The organism is Aeoliella fuhlenseeensis, assembly GCF_052161615.1.
GTDB lineage: Bacteria > Planctomycetota > Planctomycetia > Pirellulales > Lacipirellulaceae > Aeoliella.
This window is the reverse complement of the sequence record NZ_CP197417.1, coordinates 497,432-514,511: the sequence shown is the minus strand read 5'-3', so window position 1 is coordinate 514,511 and position 17,080 is coordinate 497,432. Positions and strand designations below refer to the sequence as shown.

At 61.5% G+C, this 17,080-nt stretch carries 15 protein-coding genes; 5 read left to right on the top strand and 10 right to left on the bottom strand.

Features of this window, described 5'->3' with window-relative positions:
* Window positions 1-466: 466 nt before the first annotated feature.
* The 5 genes from SH292x_RS02030 to SH292x_RS02010 form a co-directional block, all read right to left on the bottom strand.
* Entirely contained in the window at window positions 467-793 is a 327-nt protein-coding gene (locus SH292x_RS02030) for an HPr family phosphocarrier protein (RefSeq protein ID WP_442483910.1), read from the bottom strand.
* Window positions 794-862: 69 nt separating this feature from the next.
* Window positions 863-1,339, bottom strand: a complete 477-nt coding sequence (locus SH292x_RS02025; RefSeq protein ID WP_442483909.1) for a PTS sugar transporter subunit IIA — start codon at window positions 1,337-1,339, stop codon at window positions 863-865.
* A 126-nt stretch (window positions 1,340-1,465) separates the two neighbouring features.
* Window positions 1,466-1,840, bottom strand: a complete 375-nt coding sequence (gene hpf / locus SH292x_RS02020) for a ribosome hibernation-promoting factor, HPF/YfiA family (protein ID WP_442483908.1) — start codon at window positions 1,838-1,840, stop codon at window positions 1,466-1,468.
* A gap of 245 nt (window positions 1,841-2,085) precedes the next feature.
* Window positions 2,086-4,521 (bottom strand): hypothetical protein, encoded by a 2,436-nt coding sequence (locus SH292x_RS02015; RefSeq protein WP_442483907.1) that lies wholly within the window; start codon window positions 4,519-4,521, stop codon window positions 2,086-2,088.
* Between the two features lie 184 nt (window positions 4,522-4,705).
* On the bottom strand, window positions 4,706-4,975 hold the full coding sequence (locus tag SH292x_RS02010; RefSeq protein WP_442483906.1) for a hypothetical protein: 270 nt from the start codon (window positions 4,973-4,975) through the stop codon (window positions 4,706-4,708).
* A gap of 597 nt (window positions 4,976-5,572) precedes the next feature.
* Here SH292x_RS02010 and SH292x_RS02005 point away from each other — a divergent pair.
* Both SH292x_RS02005 and SH292x_RS02000 read left to right on the top strand, forming a co-directional pair.
* Window positions 5,573-6,085: a TPR end-of-group domain-containing protein gene (locus tag SH292x_RS02005; RefSeq protein WP_442483905.1), complete on the top strand. Its 513-nt coding sequence runs from the start codon at window positions 5,573-5,575 to the stop codon at window positions 6,083-6,085.
* 172 nt (window positions 6,086-6,257) lie between these two features.
* Window positions 6,258-6,995: a polyprenol monophosphomannose synthase gene (locus tag SH292x_RS02000; protein ID WP_442483904.1), complete on the top strand. Its 738-nt coding sequence runs from the start codon at window positions 6,258-6,260 to the stop codon at window positions 6,993-6,995.
* A 96-nt stretch (window positions 6,996-7,091) separates the two neighbouring features.
* On the opposite strand, the gene SH292x_RS01995 is transcribed toward SH292x_RS02000, so the two are convergent.
* Window positions 7,092-9,470, bottom strand: coding sequence for a glycosyl hydrolase family 95 catalytic domain-containing protein (locus SH292x_RS01995; RefSeq protein ID WP_442483903.1), 2,379 nt, complete (start codon window positions 9,468-9,470; stop codon window positions 7,092-7,094).
* Between the two features lie 174 nt (window positions 9,471-9,644).
* On the opposite strand from SH292x_RS01995, the gene SH292x_RS01990 reads away from it, so the two are divergent.
* Window positions 9,645-10,628: a polysaccharide deacetylase family protein gene (locus SH292x_RS01990; protein ID WP_442483902.1), complete on the top strand. Its 984-nt coding sequence runs from the start codon at window positions 9,645-9,647 to the stop codon at window positions 10,626-10,628.
* 29 nt (window positions 10,629-10,657) lie between these two features.
* A complete protein-coding gene (locus SH292x_RS01985) occupies window positions 10,658-11,128 on the top strand; it encodes a hypothetical protein (protein WP_442483901.1) in 471 nt (156 codons plus the stop codon).
* Between the two features lie 470 nt (window positions 11,129-11,598).
* Here the strand turns inward: SH292x_RS01985 and SH292x_RS01980 are convergent, their stop codons facing one another.
* Both SH292x_RS01980 and SH292x_RS01975 read right to left on the bottom strand, forming a co-directional pair.
* Window positions 11,599-11,994: a (R)-mandelonitrile lyase gene (locus SH292x_RS01980; protein WP_442483900.1), complete on the bottom strand. Its 396-nt coding sequence runs from the start codon at window positions 11,992-11,994 to the stop codon at window positions 11,599-11,601.
* A 75-nt stretch (window positions 11,995-12,069) separates the two neighbouring features.
* Window positions 12,070-13,698: a phytoene desaturase family protein gene (locus SH292x_RS01975; RefSeq protein ID WP_442483899.1), complete on the bottom strand. Its 1,629-nt coding sequence runs from the start codon at window positions 13,696-13,698 to the stop codon at window positions 12,070-12,072.
* Window positions 13,699-13,839: 141 nt separating this feature from the next.
* On the opposite strand from SH292x_RS01975, the gene SH292x_RS01970 reads away from it, so the two are divergent.
* A complete protein-coding gene (locus tag SH292x_RS01970) occupies window positions 13,840-14,952 on the top strand; it encodes a glycoside hydrolase family 18 protein (RefSeq protein WP_442483898.1) in 1,113 nt (370 codons plus the stop codon).
* 440 nt (window positions 14,953-15,392) lie between these two features.
* On the opposite strand, the gene SH292x_RS01965 is transcribed toward SH292x_RS01970, so the two are convergent.
* On the bottom strand, window positions 15,393-15,875 hold the full coding sequence (locus SH292x_RS01965) for a SixA phosphatase family protein (RefSeq protein ID WP_442483897.1): 483 nt from the start codon (window positions 15,873-15,875) through the stop codon (window positions 15,393-15,395).
* Between the two features lie 59 nt (window positions 15,876-15,934).
* Entirely contained in the window at window positions 15,935-16,945 is a 1,011-nt protein-coding gene (locus tag SH292x_RS01960; protein ID WP_442483896.1) for a hypothetical protein, read from the bottom strand.
* Window positions 16,946-17,080: the final 135 nt, after the last annotated feature.

Genomic DNA, 17,080 nt, shown 5'->3' with positions numbered 1-17,080 from the left:
CGTCGCGGTGCGATCGGGCCGGCTAATGGGGCAATGCTGTGGAACACGGTCAGGTTCACTGGGTGCGGAGGCCTAGCAGCAAGTGGCAACCGGGCGACGGGCGGGAGTACTCGCATTGTGTACAGCATCCGCTGGTCCCAGTTGGTGCTTAGGTATGGAGCTCGCTTTTGGGCGACTCCGACCCCTTGCTGGTGGTGGCTCCCGCGTGGCTTCCTGCTGACGTGTCCCTGATGGTTGGGCCTTAGATGGTTTGGCCTCGGGGGTTCGCCGCCAGTGGTCGGCCCTGGTGTGCCTTGTAAAGTTTATGTGGTTTACGACCAATCGTCCGCGGCGGCCCATGGCCACTATCGCACGGACAATACTCTCAAATCACGCGTATTTTGGATAATCAATCTTTAGCTGCTGGAGTGTATGTCGGTTGGTAGTACGCACACAACTCCGATTGGTTCGGTGGTCCGAAGTATTTTCAGGTAGCCGGGGGGCCCGACTCTGCTTCGGATTTCTCGTCTGACTTCCGGTCGGCGGCAAATTCGCTCTCGACCAGGGCCAGGATCGCTTCGACCGCTTCTTGGGCGTCGCTGCCTCGCGCCTCGACCACCACGCTCGTCCCCTCGCGGGCACCCAGCGTCAGCATGTCCATGATGCTCTTGGCGTCGACTCGCTGGCTCTCGCAAATGAGGCCAATTTGCGCCGCAAAACGGTTGGCCAACCGCGCCAGTTGCTCGGCAGGCCGAAGGTGTAGCCCGTTCTTCGACGAGACTACAAAAGTACGGGTAACAAATACGTCAGTCATAACTTGATGCTAGGTTCCGGCAGAGCGAGTGGGATGCCCACTTGCTCGGCGAGTCCCACAGCCCCTCGGTTACGAACCGAACTGGTTGTTGTCAGCTTCTTCGAGCAGCGTCCATACGTCGTCGGCCGTCTTAGCCTGCTTCAGGAAGCGGCAGAACGTGTCGTTGCGTAGTTGACGCGAAATGTTTTCCAGAGCCCGCAGGTGATCGCCAGGGCGATCGGGGGGCGAGACGAGCAGGAACAACAGGTGGACCTTGTCGCCATCCAGGCTGTCGAACTCGACGCCGCCGGTGCTAACGCCCACCGCGCCGCACAGTTTGTCGACCGTCGGGTGCTTGGTGTGCGGAACGGCAACGCCACGGCCAATGCCGGTGCTACCCAGTTCTTCGCGCTTCAGGATGGCTTCAACCACGCTCTCGAACTGATCGTCGCCAATCGAGTGGGCCTTCTGCAGTGCGCCAGCCATCTCGCGGATGACCGATTCCTTGTCGACGGACTCCAAATCCGTGCGAATGGCGTCTTTCGATATAAACTCAGAGAATTTCATTCCTTGCGATTCCTTTTGTCGGCGGGCTACCGGGCAGGTGCCCAATGTGTCTCTTGGTGAGCCGGCGGGGTAAAGCGAACCACTGCTCGCTCCTGCCCGGCGTCACACTCTCGCTATTGGCTTGGTTTACTCGTTGTCGGCTTCGACCTGTTCGCCGTCCACCTTGAATTCCGCTTCCACCTCGCGGACTTCGCGGTCCCGGTCGCGATGGCGCTCCACGACCTTTTCCTTATACTTGCGCAATTGATGTTCGACCTTATCAATCGCCGAATCGACGGCCACCATCAGCTCGTGATTTTGGACGTGGGCCACGAAGTCGTGCTTGTGTTCAGCCGTCACGTTGACATCTACGCGCGGTTGGTGTTCGTCGCTCAGGTCGACCACCACTTCGATTTCCATCAGGCGATCGAAGATTCTTAGCAGCTTCTCGGCCTTGGTTGCGATTTTGGCCTGCGTCGCGTCACTCAGATGCCCGTGGCGGGTCGAAACTCGAACTTGCACAGATGGTGCCCTTACCTTCCTACATTTCAGTCGTATTTGCCAGCCATCGCCGGCACCCAGCGGACGCTGCCCCAACGCGGCAGTACTCAAGGCCCGGAGAGACCTCCCAGTCTACCACCCGCCTCGCGGTCTGGGAACCGAGCTATCGGGGGTGCGGAAATCCCCCAGAGTGGCTCCAAACAGCTCCCACGGGGCCCCTAGCCCGACCGCCACGGCGGTCCGGGACTTCTCCGGACAGGACGGACTTACGGAGTCTCCACGGCCGAAGGCACCAGCTCGTTGTCCGCCAAACGGGCACGCCATTGCTTGACGGCCCGCTCCTGGCGGCTGGGCTCGGTGATGACGGGGTTGTAACCCAGCGTCTTGCCACCGTAGATCAGCTTGAGATTGTGGATGGCCAGCACCCGGTACTCCAGCCGATCGTGCTCCAGCCAGTCGATAAGCTTTCGGGTCACGCCAGCACGGACCTCGTCGGGGGTCGCCCCGACTTGGGCGGGCGTGTAGCCCCGCAGCATCTCGAACAGGTCGTCTGCCAGCGCGGCACCCCGCTGCTCGATGAGCGTCTGATGCACCAACTTGGCGGCCTGAGTGCTACGCGACATGGCGCTCTGCAACTCGGCGATGTGGTGATCCCAGCTCGACTGCTGCTGCGTGTCGGCCAGCGCCTGGACGAATGGCACGAACTGCCCGACGTGCGTACCACACTCGGCAGCCAGCGCTTTGTCCTCGCGGCGACGCGAGGTCTCGTAGAGTTCGAGCAACTGCACGCGTGCAGGCTCGGTGGTCACCAGTTGCTTCTCAAAGTAGTCGGAAACATTCTTCTCCAAGTAGTCGAGCGACTGGCCATCGAGCCACGCAACGTCGTCGGTGATCGAAGCCGCCTCGGGGTTCAACCAGGTCCATTGCGATGGCTTATCGACGACGGTCGGCAACCCCTCCATGTCCCAAGTAACGCCGCCGTTTGGTGCGTAGAACTTGGCGACGAACGTCCCAAGCGACGCCTCGACGTCTGCTCCAGGCACAAAGGGTCGATCGACATCAAGGCCGAGAATCGCGGTCGACGCGAGACTTACTCGCTTCGACTCGCCACCAACTACCAGTTCGATCTCGGAGGGTTCTTTGCCCGTGTTCTGAAGTAGGAAACGACCGTAAGCCACGTCGAGGCGTGGGGTTTTTCCATCGGCGGCAAAGCCGAGCGTCATGCTCGCGGCGTTGGAGAACTCAACGCGGAGTCCCGATACAAGAGCCAGCGAAGGACGGTAGGTCGGGAGCGACAACAATTGCTCACCCGCCACGATGCTCGCGCGAGGCGGCAAGCGAAACCACTCGCCCGACTGCGGATCGACTTCCAGCAGAACTTGATCCGTGGCGACCAGGGTACCTAACGGCGCGTCGGCCGGCAGTTCAGCCGTGCCCGTGCCTTCGGTGGCCGGTGCGAGCGCATCGGGAGTTTCTAGGGGACCCATCAGAGGATCGGGAACATCAGTGTTCATCGCCGCGCGATCGGGCTCGGCAGTGGCAGTGGCTTCGGTGCCGGGCTCCGTCGCAGCGGTTCCTTCAACGCGAGGCGCTACGGCAACCGGCGGCGTCTCCACGACCGGCGGAGTGACGGGTTGCGCCACGGTATCCGGCATAGTCGACGGAGTGGCAGCCGCCACGTCGGGTGAGGCCGCATCAGGAGCGGTCGCGTCGGGCGTTGTAGCCGGAACTGTGTCGGTGACAGGGGGCGTCGTGGGCTCCACTGGCGGAGTGGTCGCCTCCGCCGTGTTCTCGTCCAGACCACGAACCGGAGGCAGGGTCATCTCGCCCGTCCCTGCTTCGTTCGCGAAGGGTGCCTCAGCGGTGGGCGTTTCGGTCGCAGGGTTGGCGGCCGGTGGCGTCGGTGGGGTACCGAGCTCAATCTCGGGCTCGGCGGTGCTCTCGCCACTCAAGTCGGGGACGGGCTCTACGTCGGTGTCAGCCGTGTCATTGGCGGCGGCAGCGGGTTGCTCGGTCGCGCTGCCTTCGGTTTTGGGATCGTTCTGAGCGACCTCGGGCTTCGCGGTCAGCATGCCATCCGGGCCAAATAGCGCGTAAGCGCCGAAGCCTAAGAGCAGAGCCGCGGCGCACGCCATCAGCACGCGGCCGATGCCCGACCGCTCGCCGGCCTTGAGGTAGTCGGGCACTTCGGTGATCGGTTCGTCTTCGCCCGAGTCGCTACGCCGCATCGGCGACACCGCCGCGGCAGCGACTGGAGCAGCAGCGGAAGTCGTGGCACGGTGCGCCCCGTCCAAACGCAAACGACGCCATTCGTCGAGCCGCTCGGGAACGCCGTACATGCGTTGCCGCATCTCGGGGTCGATCTCAGCCGGTTCGCCAAGGACCATGGTCAAAATGTGATGGCACGATGCGACTTCTGCCAGATGCACGTCCGAGTCCAAGCAAACCTGCTGGTACTCGGTCATGTCGTCCGCCGACATGGTGCTATCGAGATACTCGGCCGCCGAATTGGGGTCGAGCTCCATCCCGTCGCCAATCACCGGTGGTGCACCCAGCCGCAACCGCCGCGTGGCATCGCGGGTGCGATGGATGAGTTCGGTCGCCTTCTCACTCTCCGCCACCTGCTTCGCCAGGCTCTCCTGGTCGGCCGGATCGAGAATGTCGTCCATGTAAGCAAGCAGCGTGCGGAGTGTAAGTCGCATAGTAGTAGCAGCGTTAGAGTTTAATTGTCCCAGCGAGCGGGGCCCGTAAGGGCCGTGGTACTCCCACATTTCGCCAAGTGCTAGCACTTCGCAAAACCTCCGGGAACTCACCGTCCACCTTTACTAGTGGCGCGGTCGCACAGAATCCGTGCAAGAAAATCCCAAACGGCGAAGAATCTCGTCGCTACTGCCGCTCGGGACCCGGCGGAGCAACCAGTGCTAGCATGCCTGCGAGCGCGATAAACCCTGCTACCACAACGGGATGCAGCGGGCCTTCGGTCGGCGGAGGGGACTGCCAGCTAGCAGGACGCTCCCATCCTTCGGTGGTACGGACCCATTCGATTTCGTTCGAAATCGCCTGCGGCCCGCTCGACGATGTCGCCTCCAAATCGACTGTTGCGGACCATGCCCCCACGGCGAGCAGCAGGGACGCAAGTAGCAAGGTCTGCTTCAAGGCCATACCGTGGGGCAGGTGGCGAAAAGACCACTCGCCCGGCGTGCTGCCCGAGGGGACAGGAGCAGCACGCCGGGGAGCGAAGGAGGAGTGCTGGCGGTAACACAAGGCAACCGCCGCGCCACACCTCGCCTGCCATTGCCCTATCGCGGCACAACTTGCCATGCCCCAAGCACTTACGCCAATTGGCCCGCCGAACGGGGGCACACCTAGCGTTGTGTTTTGGCCACATCTAGTAGATGCGTGCGAATCCTTTTCGCCACAAGTGGCAAACTCACCTCAACGCGAGGCGTTTCGAGCGATTGCGCTACCAGATCACGAGCACGTCGAGACTTACCTGCAAATTCGCGCAGGCCCCGCTGGATGTGTCCAGCACGACACAGCTACCCTGCGCGTTACAGGAGGAAAAGACGTGAAGCTTTATTTCTTGTGCATGGCATTCAACGACTTCCAGAAAAAGTTGTGTGACTTCCCATTAGGTGCTTGGGCGCGGCGAAGTCTCTGCGTAGAATGCAACCACAACACAGAGCGCGTGCCGCACGAATGGATGCAAGTCGGCCTTAGAACACTGCCCCTCCACGTGCCTCTCTAATCAACATGCCTCCACGAAACACACGCACGAGTCGCATCATCCGCGAGGCGGAAGGCTATCTCGAACTTGGACTTCCCGATCAAGCCGCTGAGTGCTTGAAGCGTCGCCCTCACTTGGTCGCCGACAGCGGTCGCGCCTGCTACCTGCTGGGCGAAGCCCTTCGCGAAGGCGAACGGTACCACGAAGCGGCACCTCCGCTGGAACGTGCCGCCGAGCTCCTGCCCGAGGACATGCATGTCCATTTGGCGCTCGCTTGGTGCTACAAGCGCACGGGACGCTTGGAACTCGCCATCCAGTCGCTAGAGAATGCGCTCGAGAGCGATCCCCGCGAGGCGATCCTGCACTACAACTTGGCGTGCTACTGGAGCCTCGCCCGCCATCGTCGCCGCGCCTTGCGCTGCCTCGGCCGTGCGCTCGATCTCGACATCAACTACCTGGACCTCGTTCCCTACGAGTCCGACTTCGACACCATGCGTGACGATCCGGAGTTCCAGGAACTGACGAGCATGATTGTCTAGCTTGTCCAAGGGAGGCCCTACAGCACACCTGTGGGAGGGCGTGACAACTGTGGGAGGGCTCTCCGAGCCCGATTCTTGAACTCGGGAATCGCCGCTGCTATCGGTCCATCGCTTGGCACGCCGGGGTAAGTCTGTCATTCTGACAGCACTTTCCACCCCACTGCATGGCCGCATGTCCGACTCTCTCCCACATCTTCTCGTTTCGCTCTGCACGTACAACGAGCGAGAGAATCTCGGGCCGCTGATCGGCGCGATCCACGAACACGCCCCCGACGCCCATATTCTAGTGGTGGACGATGGCTCGCCCGATGGCACCGGTGTGCTGGCCGACGAACTCGCAGCGGCCGATCCACGAATTCACGTGCTGCACCGCCCTTCGAAGATGGGCCTCGGCACCGCGCTGCTCGCAGCGATCGAGTACGCCAACGAGCACCAGTACGAATTCCTGCTGAACCTCGACGCCGACTTCAGCCACCCGCCGCGCTACATCCCCGCGCTCCGTGCGGCGATGGACCACGCTGACGTGGCGATTGGTTCGCGATACGTCGCGGGCGGAAGCGTTGAAAACTGGCCCCTTCAGCGCCGCATCATGAGTTGGGCGATCAACACCTATGCCCGCACGCTGCTGTGGCTACCCATCCGCGACACCAGCGGCAGCTTCCGCTGTTACCGCTTGTCGAAGCTGCGCGAACTCGATCTGTCGCTGGTCAAAGCGCGGGGCTACGCGGTGCTCGAAGAAATGCTCTACCGCTGCCGCCGCATCGGCTGCCGGTTCGCCGAAGTGCCGATCACGTTCGAAGACCGCCGCTTCGGCGAGTCGAAGATCAACTACCGCGAGGTAGTGGCGGCGCTGTGGATGATTTTGAAGCTGGGCGGGCAGGGAGTGGTTGGGGTGCGGGTGAAGAAATAATGAGAAGCGACGAACTGGTTCGTACCGCTATCACTGCGTAGTGAATAGCCCCGACCAAGCTTGGTCGGGGCTAGCGGTATTCGATACTGTGTTAGGCTACTTCCCAAACTCTCCATCGACCTCGATCGACTCGCCCGGCTTAAGCTCTAGCTCAAGACGCTGGTCTCCATAAACAACCCACAGCTTTTCGCCGCCGTGGGATTTGATCTTGGCCGAAGTCAGCTTGCCGTCCTTCCAATCGATGTCGACTTCGAAGTTACCGCGCGCTCGCAGGCCTTTTACCGAACCCGTTGGCCAAGCTCTGGGGAGTGCTGGTAGAAGCTCCACTTCGTATGGACCTTTCGCGCCATCGACTTGAACGTGCGATTGCAGCAGCATCTCGGCGATGCCGGCGGTGCCGCCGAAGTTGCCGTCGATTTGGAACGGTGGGTGGTTGTCGAACAAGTTGGGGTGCGTACTCTTCGTGAGTAGCGCCACCAGGTTCTCGTGGGCTCGTTCGGCATCGCCGAAACGCGCGAAGAAGTTGATGATCCACGCCCGGCTCCAACCGGTGTGACCGCCGCCGTGCGCGAGGCGGTAGTCGATGGTCTTTCGCGCGGCGGTCACCATCTCGGGCGTGTCGCGTTTGTTGAATTGACGACCGGGATGCAAGCCAAACAAATGCGACAAGTGGCGATGCCCCGGCTCAGCTTCCTTAAATGGCCGGCTCCACTCCATCAGTCGTCCATCGTCGGCGATGGTGGGCAAGTGGAGTTTGTTCCGCGCTTCGCGGACGCGATCGATGAACTCATTCTCCACGCCGAGAATCTCGGCCGATTCGAGTGTCGAGGTGAACGTCTCCCAAATGATCTCCTGGCTCATGCTCGCGCCCATCGAAATGGCATAGCGCTGGCCATCGTCGCCCAGGTAGCTGTTCTCGGGCGAAGTATCAGGCCCCGCCATCAAGGCACCGGTCTTCGGATCGGCCGTGAGGTAGCCAAGGTAGAATCGCGACGCCTCGCACTGCATGGGGAACGCCCGCTCGCGGAGGAACTCTTTATCGCCAGTGAAGCGATAATGGTCGCTGAAGTGCAGCGTGTTCCACCCAATGCCGTGAGGCCACATGCCCCACACCACGTGCCCGGTGAGAGCGGTCCAGTGCCAGATGTCGGACGTGTGCCCCGCGGTGGCTCCTTCGCTGCCGAACATCTCGCTCGCCGTCTTTCGCCCCGCAGGAAGCAGTCGTTCGGTGTACGAGAACAATGGCTCGTTGAGTTCGCCCAGGCCGGTGACGTCGGCCGGCCAGTAGTTCATCTGCAAGTTAATGTTGAGGTGGTAATCGGAGTTCCACGGCGCTTCGAGCATGTCGTTCCAGATGCCCTGCAAGTTCGCCGGCAGATTCCCCGGCCGCGACGAGCTTATGAGCAGGTACCGACCGTACTGGTAATAAAGCGCTTCGAGCGCCGGATCAAATTCTCCTTGTTTGACGCGATCGAGCCGCTCGTTGGTTGGAAGCTTAGCGTTGTCACTCGCACCTAGTTCGAGGTGCGAACGCCGGAACAACTCGCGGTGGGCAGCGATGTGATCGCCGCGGAGCGTTTCGTACTTCTTGCCTCGTGCCGACGCAAGTGTTGTTTCGACTTCGTTCTTGAACTGAGGCTTCGACGTGTCTTCGCGGTTGTAATCGGTTTCCGCAGCGAGGATCAGCGTGGCGGTCGTCGCCCCGTCAATGCGTAAGGAGCTTCTGCCCTCCTTCGGCTCTTCCGTCGTCACATTACCGTCGCCTTCGACGATCATCAGGCCGCGGAACTTCGACCCCAAGTGCTGGCCATCGTGCTGGGCCTGGCCCCAAAACTCCAAGCCTTTGTCATCCCCTATCGATGCTGAAAAATCGTCCTCGCGATCGACCCACGCCTTGAAACTCAACTTCCCGGGCTCACTCGCCGTCAAGCGAACCACCAGCACGTCGTCGACTGGCGACACAAACACTTCGCGGGTGTAGGTGACACCATTCTTCTTGAACGTGGTGGTCGCGATCGCGGTGTCGAGATCGAGTTCGCGGCGGTAATCCGTTACTTCGCCCGGGGCGTCGAGCAACTCGAGGTGCAGATCGCCTAGCGGTTGGTAACTCTGCCGGTCGGGGTTGGGACCAAGCGTCGGCTGCACGAGTTCTTGCGCGCGCCGGTAGTCGCCCGCGAACCACGCCTCGCGAGCGGCGGGCAGGACTTCTTTCATCTTCGGATTGTCGGTGGGGAATGGCGCCCCGGCCCAGATCGACTCCTCGTTCATCTGAATCCGCTCGTGGTCCGTGCCGCCGAAGCACATCGCCCCCAAGCGTCCGTTGCCCACGGGCAATGCTTCGACCCACGCCCCAGCCGGCTTGTCGTACCACAGGCGATACTGGTCCCACGGGTCCGCTTTCGAGGCTCCAACTATCAGTAAGTAGGGCAAAAGCAGAGGGGCGCAGCCGAACAGGACGCGGAGGGATCGTTGCATGGTCCACCTGTGACGATTGAAAGGATCGGGACTGCCATCTTACCACACCTGCCTTACTGATCCCAAATCTTACAAACTTGTTCCCCGGCACAATCCCCGAAGTAGAATTGCGGGTAGCTTTTCACGGGGGCTCACGAAGGCCGCCGATCAACTTGGATCTTCGAGATTACGATCATGCTTCGCAGCGGTGCACGTTCGAACTACCTTCGTTACTTCGCAACGCTGGGCGTTGCCATCACCGCGCTGACGTTCTCAACCAGCGTCCGCGCCGACAATTGGGCGACGCGGCTCGGCTATCCCGAGGATGCCAAGGTGTTGATCCTGCACGCGCATGGCATGGGCATGTGCTACGAGACCAACGCCGCGGCGGGCAAGCTGCTTGAAGAGAAGGTGATCAGCTCGGCCAGCGCGATGCCCCCCTGCCCTTGGTTCGCCAACGCGGCCGAGTGGCGAGGCGAGCACCCCAAGGCCGACGTGGGTCTCGAGTTCACCATCAACAGCCCCCTGCCTCAGTATCGCTGGAAGAATTTGAGCCAGGACGAGTTCGTTCGCTCGCTGATCGATCGCGATGGCTACCAGTGGCCTCGCGTGATTCAAGTGATGGTCACCGCGAGCGCCGAGGACGTCGAGCACGAACTGCGGATGCAGATCCTGCACGCCGAGCGTCACGGCCTTCGCCCCACGCACTTCACCACGAGCCTTGGTGCGCTTTACTCGCGCCCCGACTTGGCCGATGTCTATTTGCGGATCTCGCGCGAGCAGTGGATTCCCGCCGTCGTGATTGAACTGACTCCTGCACTCGCCGAAGGGTTCCGCGAGCAAGGCTTCCCGGTACCGGACGAGATGATTCGTTCGCTTGAGGACTACCCGTTCCCAAAGATTCAGGACCTGAAGATCGTGCCACGCACGAAGTCGCTGGAAGAGAAGATCGAGGGCACGGTGAAGATGCTCGCCGATCTGCCGCCAGGGCTCACGCAGATTGCTTGCGCCCCCGCGGACGACTCCCCTGCCCTGCGGGCGCTCGACCCCAATTGGCAGCAGCGGGTGTGGGACGCCGAGGTTTGGAACTCGGACGAAGTGAAGGCCGAACTGGCGAAGAAGGACGTGGTGATCACAACCTGGCAGGAAGTCATGCAGCGGTTTGACGGTTCGAACTGACCATCCACTGCATGCCGGGAGAAACTAACATGAACTACGTCCGCAATACACGAATCCTACTACTCGGCTGCCTAACGCTCGTCGCTTGTTCGTGCGCGAACATCGCCCACGCACAAAGCTACGGCGAAGTGTATCAGAAGAACTTCAAGGTCAATCCGGTTGTTGCCGACAGTAACAATCGCTACATGTACAACAAGTACTTTAAGTCGAACCCGAACATCAGCCCGTACATCAGCGGCGCGGTGCTGGGTGGCAGCCAGTACGGCGACGCGTACACGACGGTGGTCGCACCGGAGCTAGCCCGCCGCGGCGCGGCGCAAACCGCCCAGAGTCAATACATCCAGCAGCGCAAGCTACAAGGCAACATCGGCCACACGGCAAACCCCGGCGCCATCTCTTACGGCGCCCCCACCGACTACCGCGCGGGCAAACCGGTCCCCGCGGGGCGGAACAATAGCGGGGCGTATCAGAATCACTGGTACGGGCAGTGGAATAAGTAGAGCAGCCCAGCGACCTCACGTTTCGAAGTGTCGGAGGATTGAGACAACGCCCTTTTTACGCATCGACGTTTGCTTAGTTTCGAGCATCAGCCCGTACGTTCATGGACTGCAACGATCCCGACAATGCGGCGATGGCAGACCTCATGTCCGCCGTGGGGTACTTTCTGCTTCATTGGGGGTGGTTGGAACACGCATTGGAATCGCGTCCACTTCCCACTGAACTGCAACACTTGCGCGTCTTGCGGAACACCATTTGCCACGGCTTGTGGAGTGCTCATGCCAATCCGTGGGAAGACTCCTCCAAAGCGCACATTGGTTGCTATTCGCAGGACGGTGAGTTGGTGAAGTACTCGTTGCATGAGATTCACACCGCGATAGACTCCCTCGCGAAAGCTCGGCTTTCCTTGCTTTGACTCCACGGCACTGCGGCTTATTCGCGTCGGCGACTCCATAAAGGCTTCGCCCAGCCTTCACCGCCGGTACTCCTCATCACTCACCGGCTCGTACCAAGTCACCCGATCGTCACCCAGAACTTCCAGAATAGCGATGTGCGTCATCGCGACGGTCGGGCTAGCGCCATGCCAGTGCTTGACTCCTGGAGGAAACCAGACCACGTCGCCGGGGTGGGCTTCTTCGACCGCTTCGCCTTCGATCTGAGTCCAGCAGACGCCCGCGGTGATGATTAGCGTTTGGCCGAGTGGATGGGTGTGCCACGCGGTGCGAGCACCGGGCTCGAAGGTAACGCTGAGTCCCATGGTTCGCGCAGGTTTCACTGCTTCGAACAACGGGTCGAGCCGCACCGTGCCGGTAAACCATTCCGCGGGGCCGGGAGCTGACGGCTGCGAACCTACGCGGGTGATCGACATGCTGGGAGTCCTTAGTTGAATTGGGTACACGCGTGGACAGTTCCGGGGCCGGGGACGGCCCGGCTCACACGAAGTCTACCACCGCATGTCGCGCAGGATCTCCCCTGCCGCGTTCTTGCCACACGCCCCCATCACGCCGCCGCCGGGATGGCTCGCGGCACCGCAAAGGTAAAGGCCGTCTACCGGGCAGCGGTGGTCGGCCCAGCCGGCGATGGGGCGGAAGCAGAACAGCTGGTTGGCGTTCATCGCCCCCTGCATGATGTTGCCACCGGTGATGCCGTACACACGCTCCAGGTCCAAGGGCGAGAGCACTTGGCGATGCTCAATCGCAGCCGGCACGTTGGGGGCGTATTCGCCGATGATCTCGACGCAGCGGTCGGCAACCTTGTCCTTGATGTCGTCCCAGTTTTGATCTTTGAGCTTGTACGGCGCGAACTGGACGAAGCACGACAGGATATGCTTGCCCGCCGGCGCCAGCGAATCGTCGACGCTGGTCGCCATGGTCATCTCAATCACCGGCGACTCGCTTGGCCGGCCGTACTTGGCATCGTCGTACGCCCGCTCGATGTACTCGAGCGAAGGCCCGATGTGCATGGTACCGTGGTGATGCGGCGCGACTCCCTTGGTGGGGAGGGCCTTAAAGCTTGGTGGCTCGGCGAGGGCCATGTTGATCTTCATCGACGCCGACGCGTAGTCGATGTTCTCAATCGCAGAGCGGAAGTTGTCGGGCAGCACTTTCGAGTCAAGCATTTTGAGGTAAGTCAAGTTCGCATCGACGCTCGACGCCACGATCTTCGTATCGAAGTGCGAACCATCCGACAAGCTGATGCCGGTGACCTTGCCATTCTCGGTGTGGATTTGATCGACGGCCGTCTCGCGGAAGATCTCGACTCCCATGTCGGTCGCCGCCGCGGCGATGGCATCGCTTAGTTTGCCCATACCGCCGCGAACGTACCCCCACACGCCCCGCGCGCCACCCGCCTCGCCCATCACGTGGTGCAGCAACACGTACGCACTGCCGGGCGAGCTGATCGAGATGAACGCCCCGATAATCGCATCGGTCGCGAGCGTCGCCTTCACGGCATCGGACTCGAACCAGCGATCGAGAATCGGCCGCGCCGCACCGGTGAGAATTTCCACCGCCGCGGGCAGGTCTTCGCCGAGTGCCGCCATCGCTTGGTACAGCGACCACAGCTTCTTGGTGTCCCGCATCTTCTTGGGGAAACCTACGCGACGCCACTCGTGCGGCAACGGCAACGGATCGGGCGCGGTTTGGCTCAGCACCGGCTCCAGCACGGCCGCGATCTTCTCCAGCAGCTTCTCGTACCGCGGGTACGCCTCGGCGTCGGCGGGGCTGAACTTGGCGATCTCGCGCTGATTCAGTCCCGGCTCGGGGCCCATCAATAGCGTCCGGCCATCCGGCAGCGGCGTGAACGACGATGGCGTGCGGGGCAGGATATCGAGACCGTACTCGCGGAGCTTCAGGTCGCGGATGATCTCGGGCAGGAACAGGCTGATCACGTAGGCGGCCGTCGACACTTTGTAGCCAGGCCACAGCTCTTCTGTGCAGGCGCAACCACCGAGGACGTGCCGCTTTTCGACCACGGCGACCTTTTTGCCGGCCTTGGCGAGGTAAGCCGCACACACCAAGCCGTTGTGGCCGCCACCGATGATCACCGCGTCGTAATTCGCTCGTTTTGCCATGAAATCCGCACTCAGAAGCAGTCAGGTTAATCGGCCGTAAATCCCCTCTACCATCGGCATGGAAGGGGCTGTTGGCACGGCTTATTCTTGTAAGTCACAATAGACCGACCCTCCCGATTCGCAAACTACGGAAACTTTGACGTGCTACCACGCTGGAAAACTTTGCCGCTCGTAACGATTGCAACCGCGGCCGCGACTTGCCTGCCAACCTCCGCGCAGGCCGTCGAACGCGTGATGATCGGCTATTACGCCACGTTCGCCGACCTTCCGATCGACGACATTCCCTACGACCGGCTAACCCATCTGTGTCACGCGTTCCTCACGTCGGACGACGAGGGCCGCCCCGTAACCGGCGACCAAGTGCCGAGCCGCACGCTCACCGATACCGCCCACAAACACAACGTGAAGGTGCTGCTGAGCCTCGGCGGAGGCAACACCACTGCCGCGTTCGAGCGCGTGACTAAGGACGAGAAGTCGCTCAACACCTACGTCGACGAAGTGGTGAAGCTGGTCGTCGACAACGGCTATGACGGCATCGATCTCGACTGGGAGTTTCCCCGCTCCGAAGTGACGACCAAACAATTCACCGAGCTGGTAACCGCGCTCCGCGCCAAGCTCGACGAGGCCGCAAAGAGCGCGGATCGCAAAGAGCCGTACTTACTGACCGCGGCCGTTAGCTCGTCCGAGTTCTTTGGCAAGTTCATCGACACCGACGCCGTGATGGACAAGCTCGATTGGCTCAACGTGATGACCTACGATTACTCGGGCCCTTGGGACCGCGTGGTGGGACACAACGCCCCGCTGCTCGCCTCGCCCGATGACCCCGCGCGGAGCTGGCGGTCGGTCGAGGCGTCGATGGACTACTGGCACAACGACCGTCAGGTGCCCGCTGAGAAGCTAGTTGTCGGCCTCGCGCTCTACGGCCGAGCGTTTCCGGTGAAGGCCAAGTACACGCCGATCGACCGCACACAGAAAGACCAGCACGGCGTGCTGACTTTCGCGCAGATTCGCAAGCTGATCGACCAGAAGTGGAGTGCCGAGTGGGACGAAGACGTGCAGGCACCGTGGCTCGTTGCGCCGGGCGACAAGCCCATGCTCGTGGCGTACGACGATCGCAACTCGATCTACAAAAAGTCCGCCTGGGCCCGTGGCGAAGGCTACCGCGGCGTCTTCTTCTGGACCATTCACCAGGACCGCATGGACAACGGCGAACACTGGCTGATCGACGCCGCTTATAAAGCGTGGCCGAAGTGATTCATACCGAGCGTTTCGGATGTTGTGTCATCCTGAGGAAGCCTAAACGACTGAAGGATCTCCTTAACTATTGGAGAAAAGCCTCACGCAGAGACGCGGAGACGCAGACATAAGAGAGAGACGACGCAGGCGATTCAAGGAAGATTAGTCACCGGAAGTCTTCGCCAATGAATACTTATTAGTGTCAATTAGCGCAGATCAGCGGTTCCAAGGTCCTTCGCGACGATTCTCTCCGCGTCTCTGCGTGACATCCTTTCGAATGGCGAAGGAGATTCTTCAGTCGCCGGGGCTCCTTCAGAATGACATGTGGGCGAACGACGACCATTGGTAAATCCGCGCTCATCCTGCCCGATCCGCGTTCATCCGCGTCCTATTCTTCTTCGGGCCCGGAGTCCGCTGTGGTTCACTCCGGCCGCTAACGCGACCGGCTCGATGGGAGGTTAGACCCCCAACAGCTTCGCCGTCGCTAGCCAGTAGAGTTCGCCCGCGCCGACTTCCACTTTGCCGCGGAATCGTATCGCCGCGACAGTGCCCTTCGCAAAGCGAATCGAGCTCGCCGCATCGCCCACCAGCGCTGCGGCCATCAGGCCCATGTCGGGGTTGTGGCCCACCCAGGCCATCTCGCCGACACGCTGCGCATTGCTCCAGTGGATCAGCTTCGATAGCTCGGCACCCACGGCGAGTTCGTCCCGCTCGACGATCTCGCCGCCGCACACGTCCGCCATCAGCTCGGCCGTCTGCCGGCAGCGGACGTAGGGACTGGTGGCGATGATTTGTGGGGCGACTCCACTCTTCGCGAGCCGCTCGAGCATTCGCCTATAGCGGACGATCCCTTCGTTCGTCAGCGGTCGCTCGCTATCGTCCGGCCAAGCGGGATCGCCATAGTTGCCCGCCCACGCGTGTCGTGCAAGGTAAAGATACATGGTCGTGCAACGAAATTCGTTTCGCTCTTTGAAGTGGCTCTAAAGGTCTGAACTGTATTCTACTTCTCACGCCACAAGATGTCGTCACTGATCGCCAGTTCCCGCTGCTTCGCTTCGATGTCGAGCTTGAACCGCTTCGCGTCGCCCGGGTAGCCGGCGGTCGGCTTGAGATTTGGCACGTGCGACTGCCAGTAGGCGTTGAAGGCGTGCATCGACAGTTCACGCAGGTACTTGGCGACCATCGACGCCAGGGCCGCCTCGAGCTGCGACTCGCCCTTACTGCGGAATTCAATGCGAATCTCCATGCCATCGCGCGTCAGCAAGTAAGCACTCCGCGGCCGGCTCTCGACCACCACGCGGATCGTATAACCCGGAAAGAACTCGGCAAGCAGTCCCGCGTACGAGTTCCGGCCGCCATGCTTGTCGCAAGTGACGAGGATGGGGGCTGAGGACTGGGGGCTAGAATTTAGGGTCAGCCGGTCGATCGTGTCTCTCACCAAGGCGAGCGTCCAGCACGATAACGCCCGCCCCTTGCTTGCATGCTCACGGCACCCGCCGTTGAACTCCGCGGGAAACACCATCCGCCCGCCGATGGCTCGTAGGGCGATGTTGTCCGGAAGCTTGTTCCGCACGAACGATTGCATCGAACTCAGGCGATCGGGACACGTATCGCGTGGCACCGCGGCGTTATAGCCATTCGCGTGCCAGGGCAACTGATGCCGACAGCCTTCGCTATCCGCCGCGAGCCCGTCGATCAGCGTCTCCCAGCAACTGGCCGGCGCTTGGTCTAGTAGCGACATCATCGCCAGCACCCCACACTCGAGCGCCTCGACCCCGCCACCCGGTTTGTAGAGCAGCTTCGAATCGGCGATCGGCAAACGCTTTTCACACGGGCCATTCGCCACCGCACGCTTTAGCAATCGAAACAGATCGACATCCGCTTGCGCGTCCCTAGCCCCCAGCCCCCGGCCCCTAGCCCTTCCCCCGACTTCCCACGCCGACACACCAATACAAAGCGGCCCCAAGTTCGGCCCGTACCCCGCTTCGTCAACTCCCACGACTAGTGTCATGGGAGGGATTGTAACCGAACGGATTGTCGCGCCCTAGCGGGAGAGCTACATCTCTCCGGGATGACCTGGGAAGTGTGCTTCAAGTTCGCAGTCGATCGCGGGACGGTCCGACGAGGCGTAGCTCGTCGGCTATTG

Excerpts from the sequence above, each read along its gene's own strand:
- SH292x_RS01960 (WP_442483896.1), bottom strand. The coding sequence starts at position 16,945 with ATGACACTAGTCGTGGGAGTTGACGAAGCGGGGTACGGGCCGAACTTG.
- SH292x_RS01975 (WP_442483899.1), bottom strand. The coding sequence starts at position 13,698 with ATGGCAAAACGAGCGAATTACGACGCGGTGATCATCGGTGGCGGCCAC.
- SH292x_RS02015 (WP_442483907.1), bottom strand. The coding sequence starts at position 4,521 with ATGCGACTTACACTCCGCACGCTGCTTGCTTACATGGACGACATTCTC.
- SH292x_RS01980 (WP_442483900.1), bottom strand. The coding sequence starts at position 11,994 with ATGTCGATCACCCGCGTAGGTTCGCAGCCGTCAGCTCCCGGCCCCGCG.
- SH292x_RS01965 (WP_442483897.1), bottom strand. The coding sequence starts at position 15,875 with ATGTATCTTTACCTTGCACGACACGCGTGGGCGGGCAACTATGGCGAT.
- SH292x_RS02030 (WP_442483910.1), bottom strand. The coding sequence starts at position 793 with ATGACTGACGTATTTGTTACCCGTACTTTTGTAGTCTCGTCGAAGAAC.
- SH292x_RS02005 (WP_442483905.1), top strand. The coding sequence starts at position 5,573 with ATGCCTCCACGAAACACACGCACGAGTCGCATCATCCGCGAGGCGGAA.
- SH292x_RS01995 (WP_442483903.1), bottom strand. The coding sequence starts at position 9,470 with ATGCAACGATCCCTCCGCGTCCTGTTCGGCTGCGCCCCTCTGCTTTTG.
- SH292x_RS01990 (WP_442483902.1), top strand. The coding sequence starts at position 9,645 with ATGCTTCGCAGCGGTGCACGTTCGAACTACCTTCGTTACTTCGCAACG.
- SH292x_RS02000 (WP_442483904.1), top strand. The coding sequence starts at position 6,258 with ATGTCCGACTCTCTCCCACATCTTCTCGTTTCGCTCTGCACGTACAAC.
- SH292x_RS02025 (WP_442483909.1), bottom strand. The coding sequence starts at position 1,339 with ATGAAATTCTCTGAGTTTATATCGAAAGACGCCATTCGCACGGATTTG.
- SH292x_RS01985 (WP_442483901.1), top strand. The coding sequence starts at position 10,658 with ATGAACTACGTCCGCAATACACGAATCCTACTACTCGGCTGCCTAACG.